Source organism: Roseibium sp. (assembly GCF_965216085.1).
Classification (GTDB): Bacteria; Pseudomonadota; Alphaproteobacteria; order Rhizobiales; family Stappiaceae; genus Roseibium.
Genome location: NZ_OZ244138.1, coordinates 2,418,741 through 2,439,468, shown reverse-complemented (window position 1 = coordinate 2,439,468; position 20,728 = coordinate 2,418,741). Strand labels below are relative to the sequence as shown.

Sequence of the window (20,728 nt, the reverse complement as noted above, 5' to 3'; positions counted from 1 at the left end):
GATTAGCCCTCCAGGGAGCTGATTTTGTATGTGGACTTGGCAAGCCATTCCGGATTGACTTCAACACCCCAGCCCGGGGCATCTGTCACGATGGCGTTGCCGTCAACGATATCGAATGGAGATTTGACGAAGAGGTCGTACTGCCACGGGTAGTAGTCTTCCTCTTCAATGGAGAATTCCAGATACTTTCCGGCGTTCGGAATGGCGCGCAGCAAGTGCATGGTGAACAGAGTCACCAGCGACAGGTTGGCTGCATGCGGGGTGCACGGGATCCCCGCCTCATGCGCCATTTGGGCAACTTTCATGCTGCGCACCATGCCGCCGAGATAACAGATATCCGGCTGGATGATGTCGACGACCTTTTGATCGATCATGCGTTTCCAGTCGATCAGAGAACAATCCTGTTCCCCGCCGGTGACATCAATATCGAGCGCATCCGTGACCTGTTTTGTCTGGTCATAGTGCCAATAGGGGCAAGGCTCTTCATAGTGAGAGATGCCGTTGGCTTCCAGAAAACGGCCGATTTCGATTGCCTTGGCTGGCGAATAACAGGAGTTGGCATCCACCAGCAATGAAGTTTCATCGCCAAAGCTCTTGCGCATTAGGGGCACGATCTCATCTGTCCGGCCTTCCCATTCGTCTTGATCGCGGCCGCATTCGGCACCAATCCGAAATTTGAACGCGGTAAAACCGCGCTCGTCCTGATGCCGCTTCAGGCGGTCCGCTTCATCTTGCGGTGTGATGTCCCGCTTCATCGACGAGCCATAAGCGCGCACCGGCCCTGCGGTGCCACCCAAAAGTTCGCAAACCGGCTTACCTTCTAGCTTACCGCGCAGGTCAAACAGCGCGGTATCCAGACCGCCCATGGCCCGGCGAAGATAAGATCCCGGGAACTTGTGTTCGCGGTCCGGGATGATGTCCATCAGATGTTCGATGTTCAGCGCGTCTTCGCCAAGTGCATAAGGCGCTACCTGACGGTGGACAACTTCCGCCGTGATGTCTGCATAGTACGGCGCGACCTGGCCCCAACCGGTTTCGCCAGAATCTGCCGTCACACGGGTGAAGCAGACAAACTCGTTGGTAAATGTCTCAATTGATTGTATTTTCATGGGGCTTGAGGTCCTTGAACGGGGCTCCCGGAGCGCAGTTTTTGTAGATTGGACTGTCAAGTTATCCAGAATTGGACTTGATAGAAGGTCCGTTTTGCGCAATCTCCCAGACCAATTGGGAGAATTCTATGAAACGGCATGCGGGCGCGGTCCTGTCCTCCATCAAGATTGACAAGAGCGCCGAAAAGAAAATCTCGATCCAACTCTATATGGCTTTGCGTGACCTTCTTTTGACAGGCGCGCTTATGCCGGGCGACCGGCTGCCGGCAACCCGGACACTGGCCCAGGAGATCGGCGTCTCGCGCACGACAGTGATCGATGCCATCGACAGGCTGATTTCCGAAGGCCTGCTGGAAGCCAGGGTCGGCGCCGGAACTTTTGTCAGCGAAGCTTTACAAGCCCGGCTGGAACCCAAACCCTTGCCGTCGACCAGCGACGTCATCAAAGCAGTTCCACGTATTTCGCACGCCGCCAAACACGCAATCCCGGACTTTGCCGTTCGCAAGCGCCTGCCGCACAAATCTCAGGCCTTTGTCACCGCTCTCCCGGCGCTTGACGCATTCCCAATGGCGCAATGGTCGAAGCTGTCGGCCCGTCATTGGCGGAAAGACCGGGATAACATTACCGGCTATGGCGAACCCTTCGGCTATACGCCATTGCGCGAGGCGATCGCCCGTCAACTCAATGCATCGCGCGGCATAAAATGCGCACCGGAACAGATTTTTGTGACCAACGGCGCTCAGCGTGCATTTTCCCTCATCGGCGGCACGCTGGTTAATCCAGGAGAATCTGTCTGGTTTGAAAATCCTGGCGCCATTGGCGCGCGAAACGCCTTTATCGCAATCGGTGCTCAGCCGGTCCCAGTACCTGTAGATAAAGAAGGCCTGTGCGTTGAAGATGGGCTTGCAAAAGCACCCTACTTCCGCCTCGCTTTTGTTACACCATCGCACCAACAACCGCTCGGTCATGTCATGAGCCTGTCCCGCCGCCTGGCGTTGTTGAAAGCGGCCAGCGAAGCTGATGCCATGATTGTCGAGGACGATTATGACGGCGAATTCTATTACGGCGACCAGCCGCCTCCGACCCTCAAAAGCATCGACACCCATGACCGGGTCATCTACGTCGGCACCTTTTCCAAATCGCTGTTTCCGGCTCTCAGGCTTGGTTTTTTGCTGGCACCAGAAGGACTCGTGGAAAGTTTTGAACGCATCTTTCTGACTTGGCTCAGCGGCGTTCCAACCGTGACCCAGGCAATGGTTGCCGAATTTATGGATGAAGGCATGTTTGCCACTCACATCCGTACGATGCGCCAGCTTTACAAACACCGCCACGATACGCTCATGAGCGCTGCCGCCGACCTTGCCGGCGATATAGATCTACAGCCGACCAGCAGCGGATTTCATGCCGTAGGCCTGATCAATGACAGACTGGATGAAAACAAACTTGTCGCCGAAACGGCCACTCGTGGCATCACAACAGCGCCATTGGCACGCTACGCTTTGTCCGATCTCAGCCAACGCGGACTGGTTCTTGGCTTCGGCAGCGCCAGCCCGGATGATATCCGTAAAGGCATTCAGACACTTAAAGATGTTTTACCCGCCTGCAAAATAGGCTAACGTTTTTGAGGCGCAAATTGGTCTGTAAAAATATCTGGAATGGATATATTTCGCAGTCCAATTGAAACCTACCGTATTCACTGACAAAAATGATGATTTCAGGGGGACGTTATGCATCTAAAGTCAACTCTTACCGGCCTATTGGCGGCAACTATGCTGGCGGGCGCGGGTTCGGCACAGGCCGAAACCCTGCGCCTTCTGACCTGGGGCTCCTATGCTCCCGATGAATTGATCCAGAAATTCGAAGCCGAATATCCGGACATCGATGTGGAAGTCACTTTTTCCAACAACGAGGAAATGATTGCCAAGCTGCGCGCAACCGGAGGCGCAGGTTTTGACCTTGCTCAACCAAGCCATGACCGTATCTACGCAGCTCAGCTTGAATACGACATCTATAAGCCGCTTGATTTGTCAAAGATCGACACCGGCGTCATGGAAGCAAGCCTTCTGGATGGCGTGAAGGAAAACACCACCATTGAAGGCGAAGTCTACGCCGTTCCGCACCAGTGGGGCACCTCCGGCCTGATGGCCGACAAGACCAAGGCGCCTGACTTTAAAGGCTGGGGCGATCTTTGTGATCCGGCTTATAAGGGCAAGACCTCTATGCGCTTGAAGCGCACAATCTTGCTTGGCACGGCCTTCGCCATGGGTGAAAACCCGTTCGAGGCCTATTCTGACCTCGAAAAATACCAGGGTATCCTCGACAAGGTTGCCGACAAACTGATCGAATGTAAGGCCAACATCAAAGCCTACTGGAAAGGTGGCGATGACCTCAGCGCGATGATGCTCTCCGGCGAAATCGTGGCCTCCGAGACCTGGGACTCCACGGCATACAAGTTGTTCGACCAGAACCCGAACATCACCTTTGTTCCGCCGGAAACAGGCGCTCTTGCCTGGATCGACACCTTTGCCCTGCCGCGCAAGGCCAAGGCTGACGACGCGGCCTACAAGTGGATCAACTTCGTGCTACGGCCGGAAAACGTCACTTTGATGTCTGCCAGCACCGGCGCGATTGCGGCTGTCAAAGGCGGCAAGGACCTGCTTCCGGAAGACAAGAAAGCTGCCGTGAACGCGGCCTTCACCGACGCCGACATCAACAACCTCAAGTTCTTTGCCAACATTCCTCCGGGCGTGGAAGACATGGAAGGCAAGACTTTGGAAAAAATCAAAGCAGCAACCGGCGGCTAATCGGCTGTTCTAAGAGAAAAATTGGCGGACGAACTTAACTGCGGCCGCCAATTGGCCCATACGCCGAAGAGCGAAAGCCTAAATCTCGGGGGATGCCGCCAGAAACGGTGTCCCCCCAACTTCATCATCTCTCCAGTAGTGTCTACAAAACAATGACAAATCCTCCCCATTACGACCTCGAATGCGCCGGTTTGACCAAGAACTTTGGGTCTTTCCAGGCGGTCAAAGGCGTGTCCTTCGATATTCCAAGCGGCTCGTTCTTCTCCATTCTGGGTCCGTCTGGCTGTGGCAAAACCACCTTGATGCGTATGATCGCCGGCTTTGAGGAGCCGACATCCGGCGAGATCAAGATCAAGGGCAAATCCGTTCTGGGGACCCCGCCGAACAAGCGCAACGTGAAGATGGTGTTCCAGCACCTGGCGTTGTTCCCGATGATGAATGTCTATGAAAACATCGCCTACGGGTTGCGCTGCAACGGCGTTGGCAATGCGGAGATCAAGAAAAAGGTTCACGACGTTCTGGAACGGATCGCGCTGCCGGATGTTGCCGAACGCGAAATTCACCAGCTGTCCGGTGGTCAGAAACAGCGCATCGCGATTGCCCGCTGCATGGTGCTCGACCCGGATGTCCTTCTCCTCGATGAACCGCTCGGCGCGCTCGATCTGAAGCTGCGCGAAGCGATGAAGATCGAATTGAAACTGCTGCAGCACCAGTTCAACACCACCTTCATCTACATCACCCACGACCAGTCCGAAGCATTGGTCATGTCCGACAATGTCGCGATCATGAACCAAGGACAGTTCGAACAGATCGGCACACCGCAGGAACTCTACCACGAGCCAAAGACCGCGTTTGTCGCCGGGTTTGTCGGTGACAGCAACCGTTGGTCCGGCACGGTCAAATCCAGCGATGGCACTGGCGGCAAGGTGGAAACAAGCCAAGGCCTGCCGATGAACTTCTCCGCCGCTGGCGGCAGCAAGATCGGCGAAGGCTCCAAAGTCGACATCTTCGTGCGGCCGGAATTCATTCACACCGTGCGCGCGTCTGAGGCGGCAAAGAGCGGTGTTGACGGCGACAACCAGATGGATGGCGTTGTCGACAGCCTGTTGTTCAACGGCGCCAACAGCCGCGTTCTTGTGCGCTCCGGCAATGGGGAACTGATTGAATCCGATGTGACCCTAACTGGACATAATGACATCAAACCGGGTGAAGACGTCCGACTTGTCTGGTCCTCCAAGCAAGCCATGTGCTTTGCAAATGAGGAGCCCGCCTGATGCAAAAGGACATCAAACGCCTGTCGTTGATCCTTTTGTTTGCGCCCTTTGCACTCTGGATCATTCTTCTGATCATCCTGCCGCACATCGGCATGGTGATGTTGTCGCTGCGCGAGAAAGTCGCGCCGCGGGTCTATGAATACAGCTTTGCCAACTATCTGGAATTCATCAACGAACCGATCTACTGGAACACACTCCTGCGCACTGGGTCGATGTCGCTTCTGGTGACCGCCTTGGCCCTGCTGATCGGTTTTCCGATTGCTTATTACATTGCCAAGATCGCCGGGCCGCGGGCGCGCGGCGGCTTGTTTCTGCTGTGCCTGATCCCGCTTTGGGTCAGCGATCTGATCCGTTCCTTCGGCTGGATTCTCCTTTTGCGGGAAACAGGCGTGATATCGAACTTTCTATTATGGACTGGCGCCACCGGCACACCGATTGAGTTCCTCTACAACGACGCAGCCGTCATCGTCGGCCTGGTCTACACGGTGATCCTGTTCATGATCGTACCGCTGGTCTCAACACTGGATGGTATGGACAATTCCATGATCGAGGCAGGTTACAATCTGGGTGGCAACGGCTTTACAGTTCTGCGCCGGATCATCGTGCCTTACGCCATGCCGGGGATTGTTGCTGGCTGTATTGTCACCTTCATGCTGACCGCTGGTTCCTACCTCACCCCGATCCTTCTGGGCGGCAAAAACTCCAGCTGGTTTACCGAACAGATCTACAACCAGTTCATCACCCGGTTTAACTGGGAAGGTGGCGCGGCCTTCGGCATGCTGCTGTTGATGTTCACCTCGTTCGTCATCTGGTTGGGCTTGAAGCTTAGCGGACAGACGCTCGCCAACACTGTTGCCAAGAGCTGAGGAGGACGATCATGCTTGCGACCAACAAGACCACGCCGTTCCTCTTTGGTTACCGGCTCTATGTGCTTGCCTTCTTCATCTTTTTGGCAGCACCACTTATCTCTGCCGGCGCGTTTGCGTTCAATGACAGCTTGTTCCCGGCCTTGCCGTGGCAAGGCTTCACGCTGGACTGGTTCTTTTCAGATACCGAACCGAAACTGGGCATGTTCCACGATCGGCGCCTTCTCCAAGGATTGTACTATTCCTTTGTGATTGCGATTTTCGTTGCAGCGCTCTCGGTTTTTGTCGGCACCACCAACGCCTTCCTGTTTGTGCGCGGGGATTTTCCGGCCAAGAACTTCTTCTACATCATGATGGTCGTGCCGCTCGTGATCCCGGGTGTGATCCTGGGCATCTCAATCCTGGTTCTCGCCAGCGACACGGCGAACTTCATGGAAAACAAGTTCGATCTGGAACTGGAATTCCTGCGCCCGGGCATGTTGCTTGTTGTTCTCGGACAATTCTCCTTCATCGCCACGATCACCTCTCTGGTGATCACTGCACGCTTGAAAAAGTTTGATGAAACTATGGAAGAAGCGGCGTTTAACCTGGGCGCAAGCCGGGCCCGTGTCCTTAGAACAATTACCCTGCCGTTCCTGCGGCCGGCGATGTTCGCAGCCGGGATCGTTGCCTTCTTGGTGTCCTTTGAAAACTTCAACACGACACTCTTCCTGGTTGGCTCCGAGGCCCCACTCACCATCACCATGTATGACCGCATGGCCAAGGTCGGCTCCACGCCGGTTCTGAACGCCGTGTCGTTCTTCCTGATGGTTGGCTCCGGTCTCTTGGCGCTGCTGTCCATTCTCATCCAGCGCGATAAAAACGCTTAAACGCAGGGACATCATGGCTGAGTTTGACTTTGTCATCGTCGGCGCCGGCTCTGCCGGTGCCGCCGTCGCAGACCGCTTGTCTGAAGACGGCAAATACTCCGTCTGCGTCCTGGAGGCCGGCGGCTCGGATCTGAACTTCTGGATTTGGGTTCCGGTCGGCTACGGCAAGGCATTTTACAACAAGCACATCAACTGGATGTACTACACCCAGCCGGATCCGGGCTTGAACAACCGCGAAGGGTATTGGCCGCGCGGCAAGGTGCTTGGCGGGTCCAGCTCGATCAACGCCATGGTCTATATCCGGGGCCAGCACGCGGATTTCGACGACTGGAAAGCCATGGGCAACACCGGTTGGGGCTGGGACGATGTCCTGCCCTACTTCAAACGGTCCGAAACCAATGACACCGGCGCCGATGCCTTCCGTGGTGGTGATGGCCCCCTTCATGTGTCCAGCATGACGAAGCACACACACCCTTTGTGCCAGAACTTCTTCAAGGCGAGCGAACAAGCCGGGTTCAAATTCAATCCGGACTTCAATGGAGCGGACCAGGAAGGGGTCGGCCACTATCAGATCACGGCCAAGGACGGCTTCCGCATGTCCACTGCGCGGGCTTATCTTGCCCGGGCCAAGAAGCGTTCCAACGTAACGATCCTTACCAAAGCCCACACCAAGCGCATTCTTCTGGAAAACGGCCGGGCAACTGGTGTTGTCTACGAAAAAGCTGGCCGCGAACAAACGGTCTCGGCACGGCGCGAAGTGATCTTGAGTGCAGGAGCGGTCAACTCGCCGCAAATCCTGATGCTGTCGGGGGTCGGCGACGGAGCCGAACTACAGTCCAAGGGCATTACCTCGCTAGTCCACAGCCCGGCTGTCGGCAAGAACATGCAGGACCACCTCGGCCTTGATCATCTCTACCGGTCCAAGGTGCCGACTTTAAACCAGCAACTTTACCCTTGGTGGGGCAAGTTGGCGCAAGGCATCCGCTATGTTCTGACACGCGGCGGTCCTTTAGCGCTGAGCCTCAATCAGGCAGGCGGATTTGTGAAGAGCAATCCGGACTGCAAACGGCCGAACATGCAGCTCTATTTCTCACCGGTCAGCTACACCAAGGCACCAAAGGGAGAACGGCCTCTGATGAACCCCGATCCCTTCCCAGGTTTCCTGTTTGGCATGCAGCCAACCCGGCCAACCAGCCGCGGGCATCTGGAGCTGAAATCGACCGATCCATTTGAGCCGTTGGCCATTCATCCCAATTCCTTGAGCACAGACCATGACTGCAAGGAAATGATCGAAGGCTGCAAGCTCTTGCACAAGATCGCTGCCAGCCCAGCCTTTCAAGAGGTCATCGACAGCCAGATCGCACCGGGACCGGAGGTTCAAAGCGATGAGGACATGCTGGAAGATGTCCGCAACCGCTGTTCCACCGTCTTCCACCCGGTCAGCACATGCCGGATGGGAACGGACAAAACCGAGAACGTCGTCGATCAGCGTCTGCGGGTCTATGGTGTTGATGGCCTCAGGGTAGTCGATGCCTCGATTTTCCCGACAGTGACCTCCGGCAACACCAATGCGCCAGCCATCATGGTCGGTGAAAAAGGCGCGGATCTCATTCTGGAAGACACCCGAAACGCTTAAGAGGATTGAAGACAATGGGGAGCGATGTGTTTGCGGCGGATTTTCAGTCAAAGCCCTATTGGCAGGACATCGCCCCCAAGGTCCCGCTTCCCGAACATGAACTTCCCGCCGAAATTGATGTCCTGATTGTCGGCGCTGGATATACCGGCCTCAACGCTGCCCTTCAAACCGCGCGCGAAGGGATGAGCACGCTGGTGATTGACGCTGAGGACCCGGGTTGGGGCTGCAGCCTACGAAATGGCGGCCAGCTCTCCACCAGCCTGAAACCCACTTTTTTGGCTCTCTCCCGCCGGTATGGACCTGAGTTGGCGACCCAGCTTTGCGAAGAAGGTCAGGCATCGCTCGATTATATGCATGAGCTGTCAACGGACGGCCTGGATATGGGATTGAAGGACGTGGGCCGGTTTCACGGTGCCCATAAGCCGCATCTTTACGACAAACTCTCCAAAGAAGCTGCAGCTGGTCATCCGGTTTGGAAACCGGACGCCTTCATGGTGCCGAAATCTGAAATGGTAAGCGAGCTTGGCACAGATGCCTATCACGGCGGCATCGTCTATCCGCATCATTGCAGCATCGACGTGTCGAAATACTTGCCGGCGCTTCTCTCCCGCGCATTGAAACTCGGGGCACAGGTCAAAGGCCAATGCCGGGCGCTATCGCTAGAGCGGGCTGGATCGAGCTTCAAGGTGCTCACGGAACAAGGCGTTGTTACAGCCGGAAAAGTTATTCTGGCAACCAATGGTTATTCCGGGCCGCTGTCGCCTTGGCATCAACGCCGCATCATCCCGATTGGCTCTTACGTCATTGCGACCGAAGAGTTGCCGGAAGATCTCGTCGACAGGCTGTTTCCGACCAACCGTGTGCTCTCAGACACGCGCAAGCTGGTCTACTACTATCGGCTGTCGCCGGACCGCAAACGGGTGATTTTTGGCGGCCGGGTGTCTTTGAGCGAAACGGATCCATGCAACAGCGCCAGCAAACTACACCGGGACATGTGCGCCCTCTTCCCGGATCTTGCCCGATACAAAGTCAGTCATGGCTGGATGGGGTTTGTCGGCTACACCTTTGACACGCTCGCCCACTGCGGCGAAGACAAGGGCCTCTTCTATGCCAATGGCTATTGCGGTTCTGGTGTTGGCATGGCGAGTTACCTTGGCATGCGCATCGGCCAAAAAGCAGCAGGTCGGGAAACTGCTCTTTCCGCATTCGAGAAAATCCCAAACAACACCAGACCACTCTACACCGGAAACCCTTGGTTCCTTGCACCTTCTGTGATGGTCTACCGGGTCAGGGACCGGCTCGGGATTTAACTTTTAAAACAATCGAAATAGCCGTTTGCCCCACATAAACGCCCGACTGTGAAAAGCGTTGCTTTTGGATCTTATTGAGATCCAATCAAGCGATTGTGATCCCACTAACCTGGCAATATGCAGCTAAGCTTCCGGTTTCCAGGAGCTTTTGTGCTCAGGGTCACAAATTGCTGCAATTCCTTTTGAAAGCCCATCAAACCAGCCGCACAGGATCGTCAAGCCGAAATGATTTGAGACGTTGAATAAAACCGGACCAATAATGGCTCGAACAACGGGAGGTGAATTGCAGTGGCACTTGGGCTGTTGATGTTGGGCACATTCACGATGGTCTACACGCTTTTGGCCAAGAAGCTGTCGAATGGCGTCCTCACTGCTCCCATGCTGTTTCTGGGGTTTGGGTTTCTAATGGCAAAAGCCGGTCAGATGCCCATCGCGGAAGCTGAACACCTGCTGCACATCGTTGCTGAACTCGCGCTGATTGTTCTTCTGTTTCTGGACGCTGCTCAAATCAATCTCAAGAGCCTGAGGGAACGGCATCAATGGCCTTTTCGTATGCTGGTCATCGGTTTGCCTTTGTCGGTTTTGATTGGAACCGCGTTTGCCGCACTCCTGTTACCGGCATATCCGCTGATTGTTGCAGCGCTTGTTGCAGCATTACTTGCCCCAACCGATGCAGCTCTCGGTCAAGCTGTCGTAACAAACAAAGCTGTACCTGAACGTGTCCGCCGCGCCCTGACGCTGGAAAGCGGGCTGAATGACGGGCTAGCGCTGCCAGTCATCCTGCTGTTTGCCAGCCTGACTGCAGAAATGATGCAACAAGATGCCACCAATTGGGTGCTCTTTGGCGCAAAACAGCTGATTTTCGGACCCTTGGTCGGTGCTATCATCGGTGGAATCGGTGGTGTTTTGTTCCTTGCGGCGAAACAACGAAAAATGACCACCGCCGAAATCGAAGGCATTGGTGCGCTGGCAATGGCCGGCTGCGCCTATCTCTCGGCCGGAATGATTGATGGCAACGGGTTTATCGCGGCCTTCGTCGCCGGATTATGTTTTGGCAATGTCATCAAGGGCCAATGTGCATTCATCTACGAATTCACCGAAAGCGAAGGCCAGATGCTGAGCTGGGGCGCATTTTTCTTGATCGGCCTGGCACTGTTGCCCAACGCCGTTGCGCACCTTGATGCCCTTAGTCTCACGATTATTCTGACAAGCCTGTTTGTGGTGCGTCCTCTGGCGGTCTGGCTCTCGCTTCTAGGGACAGATGCCGCGCCGACAACGAAGCTGTTTTTTGGTTGGTTCGGTCCGCGCGGGCTGGCGACCGCCTTGTTTGCACTGCTGATTGTCGATCAGATCGATCATGAAATTGGCGAGACCCTTTTGAACCTTGCGATCAACGCGGTGTGGATCAGCGCTGTTCTGCATGGCATCAGCGCAGTGCCTCTTGCCAAGTTATACGGCGCCCGAATGGCGGGGAATGACGGTGCTGCGGAAATGGCTGCCATGCCACCGATGCGGCCCAATATTACGGAAGATTGAAAGCACAAAACCTTTAACGCCAAGGCGGACACGCCACTAGCTGGGGGATTGCAATGAGAACTGAAGTTGTCGCCAAATTAAGCTCTTTGCCGGATCGGGATCCGCAATATGCGTTGGTTGAAAATGTTGATCTCGTTGTGGTCCGGTTTGATGAAGAGGTGTCGGTGTTTTATGGCCGTTGCCTGCACCGCGGCGCATTGATGTCCGATGGCTACGTGGATGGTGACAACCTGATCTGCGGGGTTCACTACTGGGATTACCGGATCGACAGCGGTGTGTCTGAATACAACAATTCCGAGGCCTTGCCGAAATTCAAAAGCTGGGTCGAAGGCGATCAGATCTTGGTTGATGCCGACGAAATTGCAGCATGGGCCAATGACAATCCGCAGCCATTTCAGCGTGACAAATATCTGGGGCTCTATGCGGACACCAGCCATGGCACGGAAGAAGAACCCTACACTGGACTGATCCAATCCTACGCGCGGGATGGCCTTTCAAAAACCGGCCACCACGGTGTGGTTGACGCGATGGGAGTGCCACGGGACCAACTGCCGGACTGGGATGATATTCAACTCTTGACCGCCCAGCTGCAACGCTTCCCGCTCTTAGACGAGGATCCGGTCGGAACCGATGTTGTCATTGGACCAAACGCACAAAAGCCGCTCCATCTGAAGATCCCGTTGTTTGTCTCCGACATGAGTTTCGGCGCCCTTTCAGAACCTGCAAAGATCGCTCTGGCCCGCGGCGCGGAACTTGCCGGCACTGGTATTTGCTCGGGCGAAGGCGGCATGTTGCCGGAAGAGCAAGAAGCAAATTCCCGCTATTTCTATGAATTGGCGTCATCCCGGTTTGGCTTCAGCTGGGATAAACTTGGCAAGGCGCAAGCCTTTCATTTCAAAGGTGGACAAGGTGCCAAAACCGGCACTGGCGGTCATTTACCCGGCGCCAAAGTCAAAGGAAAGATTGCCGAAGTCCGTGGACTGAACGAAGGCGATGACGCCATCTCTCCGCCGCGTTTTCCCGACTGGACCAATTGCGCCCAGGTGAAAGAATTTGCAGACGAAGTCCGTAGTCGAACCGGCGGCATTCCGATTGGCTACAAGCTCTCTGCCCAGCATATCGAAAAAGACATCGATGCTGCGCTGGAGGTCGGGGTCGACTACATCATCCTGGATGGCCGCGGCGGGGGAACGGGCGCCGCCCCAATCATCTTCCGCGACAATATCTCTGTGCCCACGATTCCAGCACTGGCGAGAGCCCGGCGTCATCTGGACAAACAAGGTCGTGCCGACGTATCGCTGGTGATTACCGGCGGCTTGCGGAAACCTGCCGACTTCATCAAAGCCATGGCGCTTGGAGCGGATGCAATCGCGGTCTCCAATGCGGCAATGCAAGCGATTGGCTGTATCGCCATGCGCGCCTGCCACACAAACAACTGTCCGGTCGGGATTGCGACCCAAAAACCCAATCTGGTGAACCGGCTGATCATTGAAAAATCGGCCCGCCAGCTCACCAACTTTTTCGAAGCTTCCGTGGAACTGATGCAAGTGATGGCACGTGCCTGCGGATACTCGCACCTTAATCAATTCAATCCGGATGATTTGACAACCTGGAAACGCGAGATGGCAGATCTGTCCGGCGTCGCGTACGGTGGTATAGCCCGATCCAGCTGATTGGTTCTGAGGGAGGAATTCATGGACGCTCAAAATCTCGATTGGATCAAAGTCGGCCACGTGGATGATCTGCTGGAAGGCCGGGTCAAAACGGTCACTGCCAGAACAACGTCCATTTGCTTGTCCCACTTTGGTGGTCAATGGGCCGCAATGGACAACCATTGCCCGCACCAGCGCGGGCCGCTCGGCGAAGGCTCCATCGAAAAGGGAACCGACGGCAAGTGCTGGATCCGCTGCCCGTGGCACGGCTGGGATTTTGATCCGCTCACAGGCAAACCACCCGGCGGCCATGAAGACAGTGGCCAGAAAGTCTATCCGCTCAAGATCGAGGATGGGGACATTCTGGTCGGACTTGAAGCTGAACCGGAGCATGAGCGCACAGTCACCGATGTGATGGCCGAGACCATGGTCAATTGGGGCGTCAAACGGGTGTTCGGCATGGTCGGGCATTCCAATCTCGGCCTCGCCGATGCCATCCGTCTGCAGGCCAACAAGGGAGCGCTCGGGTTTATCGGCATCCGCCATGAGGGTGCCGCCGCTTTTGCCGCATCCGCCTACGGCAAATTGACCGGCGAACCCGCGGCCTGCCTGACGATTGCCGGACCTGGGGCAACCAATCTCTTGACCGGCCTTTGGGACGCCAAAGTCGACCGTGCGCCCGTTCTGGCATTAACGGGACAGGTTCAGACCCAGGTGTTCGGCCCGGGCGCCTTTCAAGACATCGATCTGAAATCCGCGTTTGAAGCGGTCTCCAAATTCTCCCAGCCGGTGCTCAGCTCTTCCAAACACGCCGAGCTGATGTCGCTGGCCTTAAAAACCGCAATTGTCGAGCGGGACGTCGCCAATCTGATTTTTCCCGACGATGTGCAAACCCTGCCAAGCACCAAGGATGCGGGACAGCCCGAAGGCCGATTGAGCCGCATTGAGGTGACACCGTCGAATGACGACCTAACTGACGCCATCACCTTGATCAACGGCGCCAAACGTCCCGTGATCGTCCTTGGATATGGCGCCAAGGATGTGCGCGATAAAGTCATAGCGCTGGCGGAGAAAATCGGAGCTCCGGTCCTTACCACCTTTAAAGGCAAGGGGCTCATTCCGGACACCCATCCTCTGTCTTGCGGTGTTCTGGGCCGGTCCGGCACACCAATTGCCAGCTGGTTCATGAACGAAGCTGATCTGATTGTTTCACTTGGGTCTTCTTTTGCCAACCACACCGGCATTGCCCCCTACAAGCCGATCATTCAGGTGGATTTTGAACGCATGCAGCTCGGCAAGTTTCATCCGGTGACGTTGCCGGTCTGGGGCGAAATCGGCACCTTCTGTGATGCAATCCAAGACAAGGTGAGCAAACCTGCGGATGCGCCCAATCAGATCAGCGAAATCACGGAACGCTGGGCGATTTGGCGTGAAGAAAAGGACCGGCGCCTGGCAGAAGATCATGGCGGGGGCATTCACTCCGCGGCCGTTTTCAAGGCCCTCACCGATCATTGCCCTGAAGATGCGATCATTCCGGTCGACGTTGGCAACAACACCTATTCTTTCGGACGTTATTTCGAGCCGCGTGGCCAGCGGATCCTGATGTCTGGATATCTTGGCTCCATCGGTTTCAGTCTGCCGGCCGCTTTGGGCGCCTGGTGCGCGACTCAGGATTTCGACGAGTTCAAGGGCCGCAAGGTCATCTCCATCTCTGGCGACGGCGGCTTTGGCCAATATGCAATGGAGTTCACCACCGCCGTCAAATACGGCATGAACATCACGCATATTCTTTTGAACAACTGCCAGCTCGGCAAAATCACCAAGGAGCAAAAGTCAGGGGAATGGCCGGTCTGGGAAACCAATCTCACCAACCCGTCGTTTGCCGCGTTCGCCCGGCTGTGCGGCGGGCATGGACACAGGGTCACAGATGCTACGGAATTGAACACCGCTCTTGCGGAAGCCATCGCTCATGATGGTCCGTCGCTGGTGGAAATCATCACCGACGCAGATCTCGTCTGATACGGGGCCAGTACTCACATAAAGGTCCCGGTTCAGGGCCGGAACTGCTGACGCATCCCGTAATCGGTAAAGGGGAAGAAGAGTGCAAACCGCTGAACTTTTGATCGAAATCGGCCTTTATTATCTCTATTGCGGCGGGGCCGTTGCAGCGATTTTTCTTGTCATCGGAATTGAGCGGGTCGAGCCTTCTGCACAGGGGTCTTACGCTTTCCGGCCATTGCTGATCCCCGGCATTTGCCTGATCTGGCCCTTGGTACTCTATCGCTGGTTCCATTTGGAACGGGAAAAGGAGGCTGAAGAATGAAACGGGCTCACCGGACCGCGCATGCCCGCATCTGGACAGCGCTTGGCATCGCGCTGCCACTGGCTTTCTTCACCATCCTGGCGCTTCGCCAATCCCCGCCTGCGGACCGGCCAGCCGTCCTTCTCGAAAAACCATCCAACGGAGAAACCTCTGGGGAGGCCTCCCAATGAGCGTTCAATACATGCCGGTCATGTGGAACCGGAACAAGATTTTTTACGACGCTGTTCTGTTGATTGCCGTTGGACTGTATCTCTTCGTGTTCATCCGAGTCGCCCCCGCCTTTGAAGATGTCAGCAAACCCATCGACGGCGCAATTCTCAGGATGCGGGCCTTTGGCAGCTGCGCCTTCCTGATGCTGACGGTCATCTTGTGTATTGGCCCCCTCGCCCGGCTCGACCGGCGCTTTTTGCCCTTGCTCTATAACCGCCGCCACTTCGGCGTCATGACGGCAGGTATTGCCGCAGTCCATGCAAATTACGTTCTCGGCTGGTATTTCAATTTTTCACCAACCGGCAAATATGCAGCTCTTCTGTCATCCAACACCAGTTACGGCCAAGTTCTTGGTTTTCCCTTTGAAACCCTTGGCATCGCAGCTCTCCTAATCTTGTTTGTTCTGGCGGCGACCAGCCACGATTTTTGGCTGAGTTTTCTCGGGGCGCCGATCTGGAAGGCGCTGCACATGTCGATTTATGCCGCCTACGCCTTTGTCGTGCTGCATGTTGCGCTGGGAGCATTGCAAGGCCCCGCCGACCCGATTTTCACCAGTGTGGTGGCGGCTAGCGTAGTTCTTGTCTGCGGGCTGCATTTTGTGACCGGCCGGATGGAAGCCGCGCGCGAACGCGGTGAGGAAACGGCTAAAGCCTCTCTTCAAGAAAAGGGATGGGTTGTTGCCGGAGAGCTCGACGACATCGATGAGGACTGCGCCAAGGTCGTAACACTGGATGAGGATGAGCGTGTCGCAATCTTCAAGTACGACGGCAAACTTTCTGCCATCACCAACGCCTGCGCGCATCAGAATGGGCCCTTGGGAGAAGGCAAGGTGCTGTGGGGTTGCATCACCTGCCCCTGGCACGGCTATCAGTACAACCTGGCTGACGGCCGGGCACCGGCTCCGTTTACTGAGAAAATCTCGACCTACCGGCTGAAACTGATTGGGTCGACAGTCCTTCTTGATCCCAATGCTTTGCCACCTGGGACCCATGTGGATCCGGTGGAAATTGGAGGTGCGGCATGACTTGGCGGCAAACCAAAGACGCACCGTTTTATGTTGGCTATCTGAACGCGGTTCCAAAACCACTTTTGGTTTTTCTGAGCGTGTTTGCCGTGTGTTTCGCCGGCGGCATGGGCCTGGCGGCTCTAGCGCTGTCTTCAACGCAAAACGACCCCGGCAGCGGTGGTTTTCAGTGGGGCAACCGGTTTGAAGAAGCCGGTTTATTGGAACTCCGGCCGTATCCGGTATTCCGTGTACCAGCTGATGGCACCACTCCTGCCCGAACCTACATGCTTTCGGGCCAGGGCAAACGCGGTGTGTTTGGGCCAGCAAAGGCCAACAAGGAAACACCCGTCAATCTGCGGGGTGTGCCGGTCAACCGCGGCGATCTCACCATGATCCAGATCGGCAAGGTCGAAGCCACGGAAGACGGACCTACGGGCTTTCAACCATCGGATCCAGTTCCGCTCGGCCGTTGGAAACTCTCTGGCGAGATCTGTGACGGCAAGTGTTACGCAGGGGCCATGCGCCCGGGCCGCGGGCTGGCACATAAAGCCTGTGCGGACCTCTGCCTCACGGGCGGCATCCCACCAGTGTTTGTCTCCACCGGCCCCGTTGAAGGCCGAACCTTCTTTTTGATGGCCGACAAAAACGGCAATCTGCTCGGCGATGAGATCAAGGATTTGCTGGCGCTTTATATCGAGGTGGAAGGTGACGTGGAGCGTCTGGACGATCTGATGGTCTTCAAGGCGGATCTGGCAACGGCGAGGATCTTGAAATGAGCGCAGACAAAAATCGTCCGCAGTGGCAAGCCCTCCTCCTGTCGCTTGTGCTGACCGGTGCTTTGGCCGCGCTGGCGTATTACGCCTGGATTTACACCAATATCGGTGTCCGGCAATTGCCGAGGGGATCGGAGTTCTTCGCTCTTTTGAAAGACCTGCGGTTTTTTGCAGGTCTTTTGGCCGTGTTCGTGGTGCTGACCTTCGCCGACCGGATCATCAGCTATGCCACCGGTAAGCTCAAAAACACTGATTAGCCAGCCTTCCGGGTAAAGGGGCAAGCAGCGAAACTGCCGCTGACTTACCCCTGCTCTCCTGCAAGATCTTCCAGGATCGGACAATCCGGGCGGTGGTCCCCGGCACATTCGTGGACGAGGTGAGCCAGGGTTCCACGCATGGACTGCAGCTGCGCGATCTTTTCATCGATCTTCTGCAAATGGTCTTCAGCCACCCGCTTCACCTGTGCGCTTTCCCGGCCATCGTCTTCATAAAGGGCCAAAAGGGTCCGGCAGTCCTCGATGGTAAATCCGAGTTCCCGGGCCCGGCCCAAGAACGTCAATTTGTGTAGTTCGATATCGCGAAAAGTCCGATAGCCGTTCTCGCTGCGCGGCGGGGTCACGAGACCGATATCTTCATAATACCGGATGGTCTTTGCAGGCAACCCGGACTTGCGGGCAACATCACCTATGTTCATTTTTGTTTCCCTATTCAGCTGCCGCCGGGACCGGCGTTGTCAGGTGTGGTTTTGGTGCTGCCCTTTCGTCCATCAAGGGCTTAATGCCGCGCAATCGCAAGGCGTTGGTGAGGACAAACACAGACGACAAGGCCATCGCACCGGCCGCCAGAACCGGCGACAAAAGCACACCCAGTGCCGGATACAAAACGCCCGCTGCCACCGGGATCAAAGCAGTGTTATAGGCGAACGCCCAGAAGAGGTTTTCCTTGATGTTGCGCATCGTGCGTTTGGAGACCTCAAGGGCATTGACCACGCCGCGCAAATCGCCCGACATCAGGACAACATCTGCAGATTCAATCGCGACATCGGTTCCGGTCCCAATCGCGATGCCGATATCCGCATGGGCCAAGGCCGGCGCATCATTGATCCCATCACCGACAAACGCGATTTTATTGTCAGCTTTGCGCAAGCCGTTCAAAGCAGCGACCTTGCCGTCCGGCAGCACACCGGCGATGACAGTGTCGATGCCGGTCTCTGCCGCAATCGCCTCGGCGGTTTCCTGCTTGTCACCGGTAATCATCGCTACCTTTAGCCCCTGCGCTTGAAGGGCAGCGATCGCCTCCCGGCTCGAGGCTTTAACCGGGTCGGAAACGCCGATCACTGCCGCAACCTGACCGTTGATGGCAGCAAACAGGGCCGTCCGGCCACGCCGGGCAAGATCTTCTTCTTGACCGCGCAAGCTCTCAATCTCAACGCCTTCCCGGATCATCAGGCGGTCGGCGCCGACCAGGACCTTCTGGCCGGAAACTAATGCACTGACGCCATGGCCGGTGATCGACACAAAGTCTTCTGCCGCCAGCTGTTTCCCACCCTGCATGGCAGCTGCCCGCACAATTGCCTCTGCGACGGGGTGTTCGGACCGGCTTTCGACAGCGGAAATCCTCTCCAGAACGGTTTGCCGGTCAAATCCGTCAGCCAGGATGAGATTTGTCAGTTCCGGGCGCCCTTCCGTGACAGTTCCGGTTTTATCGAGCGCGACGATATCGACATCTGCCAGTTGCTGAAGCGCATCGCCTTTCCGGAACAACACTCCCATTTCGGCGGCACGGCCGGTGCCGACCATGATCGAGGTCGGTGTTGCCAACCCCATGGCACACGGACAAGCAATGATCAGCACTGACACACCGGCAACAAGTGCAAAGGTGAGCGCGGGATCTGGGCCGAAAATCAGCCATACAAGGCTTGTCAGTACAGCCGTCACCATGACAGCAGGCACGAACCAGAGGGTGATCTTGTCGACCAATCCCTGGATCGGGAGTTTTGTCCCTTGTGCTTCCTCGACCATACGGATGATCTGCGAAAGCGTCGTGTCCGCCCCAACCCGGGTCGCCTTAAACTGCAAACTGCCCGAACCGTTGACCGTACCGCCTGTGACTGAGGCACCAGCGGCTTTTTCCACCGGCACAGGTTCTCCGGTGATCATGCTTTCATCTACATGGGACACCCCTTCGATCACCTCGCCATCAACCGTGATCCGCTCACCGGGGCGCACAATGATCATATCGCCAATTGCAAGGGCATCGATCGCGACATCACTCTGCTCACCATCGCGCAAGACCCGCGCCGTCTTTGCTTGAAGCCCGAGAAGTTTTTGGATTGCAGCTCCCGTCCGTCCTTTGGCCCTTGCTTCCAGGAACCGTCCAAGAAGGATCAAGACCACGATCACGGCCGCAGCTTCAAAATACACAGCTCTGACATCATCCGGGATCAATCCCGGTAGAAAGGTCGCAACAACGGAATAGGCATAAGCAGCGCCTGTCCCCACTGCGACCAGACTGTTCATATCCGGCGCGCCCTTCAACAGAGCTGGAAACCCTTTGATGTAGAAGTTTCTTCCCGGACCAACCAGGACAATGGTGGTCAAGATGAACTGCAGGATCCAGCTGGTTTGCTGCCCGACCGTCATATTGACCCAATGGTGCATTCCGGGAATGACATGGCTGCCCATTTCAATGACGAATACCGGAAGCGCAAAAACAGCCGCGGCAATCATGTTTCTGAACAGGGCCCGCGCTTCTTCTTCCTTACGCTCGCTGCGGTCCAAGGCAGCCCCGGCTTCAACAAGCGTTGCCGGATACCCGGCCGCAGCAGACGCATTCATGAGAGCCTGGGGTGTCACGGATCCCGCGGCATAGGAAATGCTGGCGGTTTCAGCGGCGAGATTAACATTCACTTCCACGACACCGGGCACAGCTTTGAGAGCGCGATCCACTCGGCCGACACAGGAGGCGCAAGACATCGACCCAATACTGAGCGTGAGTGTTTCAATCCGCGCCGGATACCCCAGTTGCTCGAGCGTTTTGATTGCTGTGACCGCGTGTTCGGCATCGTCCACAGTCAGCTGCGCGCTTTCTGTTGCAAGGTTCACTGTGACACCTGCCACGCCGTCGAGCCCGGAAAGACCTCGCTCCACACGTCCGACACAGGACGCGCAGGACATTCCTTCAATGGAAAACGACAATTTTTGTTTTGGGGACATGGATGAGTCCAATGGGATGTTGATCGTTGTTTCCTCACATAAGGATTCCAGTCACTGGAAGGTCAACACGAAAGCGCAAATTTCTCCATACGTAGTTCCACCTGTTGACCTTCCCCGGACAAGAACCTTGATAACCGGGACACAA

The 20,728-nt window shown here is 56.1% G+C and carries 18 protein-coding genes; 15 read left to right on the top strand and 3 right to left on the bottom strand.

All coding sequences use genetic code 11. From position 1 onward, the window contains the following. Positions 1 to 2 precede the first annotated feature (2 nt). Positions 3 to 1,109: a mandelate racemase/muconate lactonizing enzyme family protein gene (locus ACOOFE_RS11250; RefSeq protein ID WP_420414995.1), complete on the bottom strand. Its 1,107-nt coding sequence runs from the start codon at positions 1,107 to 1,109 to the stop codon at positions 3 to 5. 128 nt (positions 1,110 to 1,237) lie between these two features. Here ACOOFE_RS11250 and ACOOFE_RS11245 point away from each other — a divergent pair, with 128 nt between their 5' ends. The 15 genes from ACOOFE_RS11245 (at position 1,238) to ACOOFE_RS11175 (ending at position 17,625) form a co-directional block, all read left to right on the top strand. After that, the gene (locus ACOOFE_RS11245; protein ID WP_420414994.1) at positions 1,238 to 2,725 is read left to right on the top strand and encodes a PLP-dependent aminotransferase family protein; all 1,488 of its coding nucleotides are present in this window, start codon (positions 1,238 to 1,240) and stop codon (positions 2,723 to 2,725) included. 111 nt (positions 2,726 to 2,836) lie between these two features. Further along, positions 2,837 to 3,913, top strand: coding sequence for an extracellular solute-binding protein (locus tag ACOOFE_RS11240; protein ID WP_420414993.1), 1,077 nt, complete (start codon positions 2,837 to 2,839; stop codon positions 3,911 to 3,913). Positions 3,914 to 4,065: 152 nt separating this feature from the next. Beyond that, a complete protein-coding gene (locus ACOOFE_RS11235) occupies positions 4,066 to 5,187 on the top strand; it encodes an ABC transporter ATP-binding protein (protein ID WP_420414992.1) in 1,122 nt (373 codons plus the stop codon). Further along, positions 5,187 to 6,053: an ABC transporter permease gene (locus tag ACOOFE_RS11230; protein ID WP_420414991.1), complete on the top strand. Its 867-nt coding sequence runs from the start codon at positions 5,187 to 5,189 to the stop codon at positions 6,051 to 6,053. The genes ACOOFE_RS11235 and ACOOFE_RS11230 overlap by 1 nt, the downstream gene beginning before the upstream one ends. Before the next feature lie 11 nt (positions 6,054 to 6,064). Then, positions 6,065 to 6,922, top strand: a complete 858-nt coding sequence (locus ACOOFE_RS11225; protein ID WP_420414990.1) for an ABC transporter permease — start codon at positions 6,065 to 6,067, stop codon at positions 6,920 to 6,922. A 13-nt stretch (positions 6,923 to 6,935) separates the two neighbouring features. Next, positions 6,936 to 8,558, top strand: a complete 1,623-nt coding sequence (locus tag ACOOFE_RS11220; RefSeq protein ID WP_420414989.1) for a GMC family oxidoreductase — start codon at positions 6,936 to 6,938, stop codon at positions 8,556 to 8,558. Between the two features lie 14 nt (positions 8,559 to 8,572). After that, positions 8,573 to 9,868, top strand: a complete 1,296-nt coding sequence (locus tag ACOOFE_RS11215; protein ID WP_420414988.1) for an NAD(P)/FAD-dependent oxidoreductase — start codon at positions 8,573 to 8,575, stop codon at positions 9,866 to 9,868. Between the two features lie 288 nt (positions 9,869 to 10,156). Continuing rightward, positions 10,157 to 11,404 (top strand): cation:proton antiporter, encoded by a 1,248-nt coding sequence (locus ACOOFE_RS11210; RefSeq protein WP_420414987.1) that lies wholly within the window; start codon positions 10,157 to 10,159, stop codon positions 11,402 to 11,404. A gap of 53 nt (positions 11,405 to 11,457) precedes the next feature. Then, positions 11,458 to 13,077 carry a glutamate synthase-related protein gene (locus ACOOFE_RS11205; protein WP_420414986.1) on the top strand — a complete coding sequence of 540 codons (1,620 nt, stop codon included), beginning with the start codon at positions 11,458 to 11,460 and terminating at the stop codon, positions 13,075 to 13,077. Between the two features lie 21 nt (positions 13,078 to 13,098). Continuing rightward, the gene (locus ACOOFE_RS11200) at positions 13,099 to 15,075 is read left to right on the top strand and encodes a thiamine pyrophosphate-dependent enzyme (RefSeq protein ID WP_420414985.1); all 1,977 of its coding nucleotides are present in this window, start codon (positions 13,099 to 13,101) and stop codon (positions 15,073 to 15,075) included. A gap of 82 nt (positions 15,076 to 15,157) precedes the next feature. Further along, the gene (locus ACOOFE_RS11195; protein ID WP_420414984.1) at positions 15,158 to 15,379 is read left to right on the top strand and encodes a hypothetical protein; all 222 of its coding nucleotides are present in this window, start codon (positions 15,158 to 15,160) and stop codon (positions 15,377 to 15,379) included. Then, positions 15,376 to 15,549, top strand: coding sequence for a hypothetical protein (locus tag ACOOFE_RS11190; protein WP_420414983.1), 174 nt, complete (start codon positions 15,376 to 15,378; stop codon positions 15,547 to 15,549). The genes ACOOFE_RS11195 and ACOOFE_RS11190 overlap by 4 nt, the downstream gene beginning before the upstream one ends. Beyond that, positions 15,546 to 16,613, top strand: coding sequence for a Rieske 2Fe-2S domain-containing protein (locus ACOOFE_RS11185; RefSeq protein WP_420414982.1), 1,068 nt, complete (start codon positions 15,546 to 15,548; stop codon positions 16,611 to 16,613). Before ACOOFE_RS11190 ends, ACOOFE_RS11185 begins: the two co-directional genes overlap by 4 nt. Then, positions 16,610 to 17,371: a hypothetical protein gene (locus ACOOFE_RS11180; protein ID WP_420414981.1), complete on the top strand. Its 762-nt coding sequence runs from the start codon at positions 16,610 to 16,612 to the stop codon at positions 17,369 to 17,371. The genes ACOOFE_RS11185 and ACOOFE_RS11180 overlap by 4 nt, the downstream gene beginning before the upstream one ends. Continuing rightward, entirely contained in the window at positions 17,368 to 17,625 is a 258-nt protein-coding gene (locus ACOOFE_RS11175; protein WP_420414980.1) for a hypothetical protein, read from the top strand. Before ACOOFE_RS11180 ends, ACOOFE_RS11175 begins: the two co-directional genes overlap by 4 nt. A 44-nt stretch (positions 17,626 to 17,669) precedes the next feature. On the opposite strand, the gene cueR is transcribed toward ACOOFE_RS11175, so the two are convergent. Next, on the bottom strand, positions 17,670 to 18,062 hold the full coding sequence (gene cueR, locus ACOOFE_RS11170; protein ID WP_420414979.1) for a Cu(I)-responsive transcriptional regulator: 393 nt from the start codon (positions 18,060 to 18,062) through the stop codon (positions 17,670 to 17,672). A 10-nt stretch (positions 18,063 to 18,072) separates the two neighbouring features. Then, entirely contained in the window at positions 18,073 to 20,583 is a 2,511-nt protein-coding gene (locus ACOOFE_RS11165) for a heavy metal translocating P-type ATPase (RefSeq protein ID WP_420414978.1), read from the bottom strand. Positions 20,584 to 20,728 lie beyond the last annotated feature (145 nt).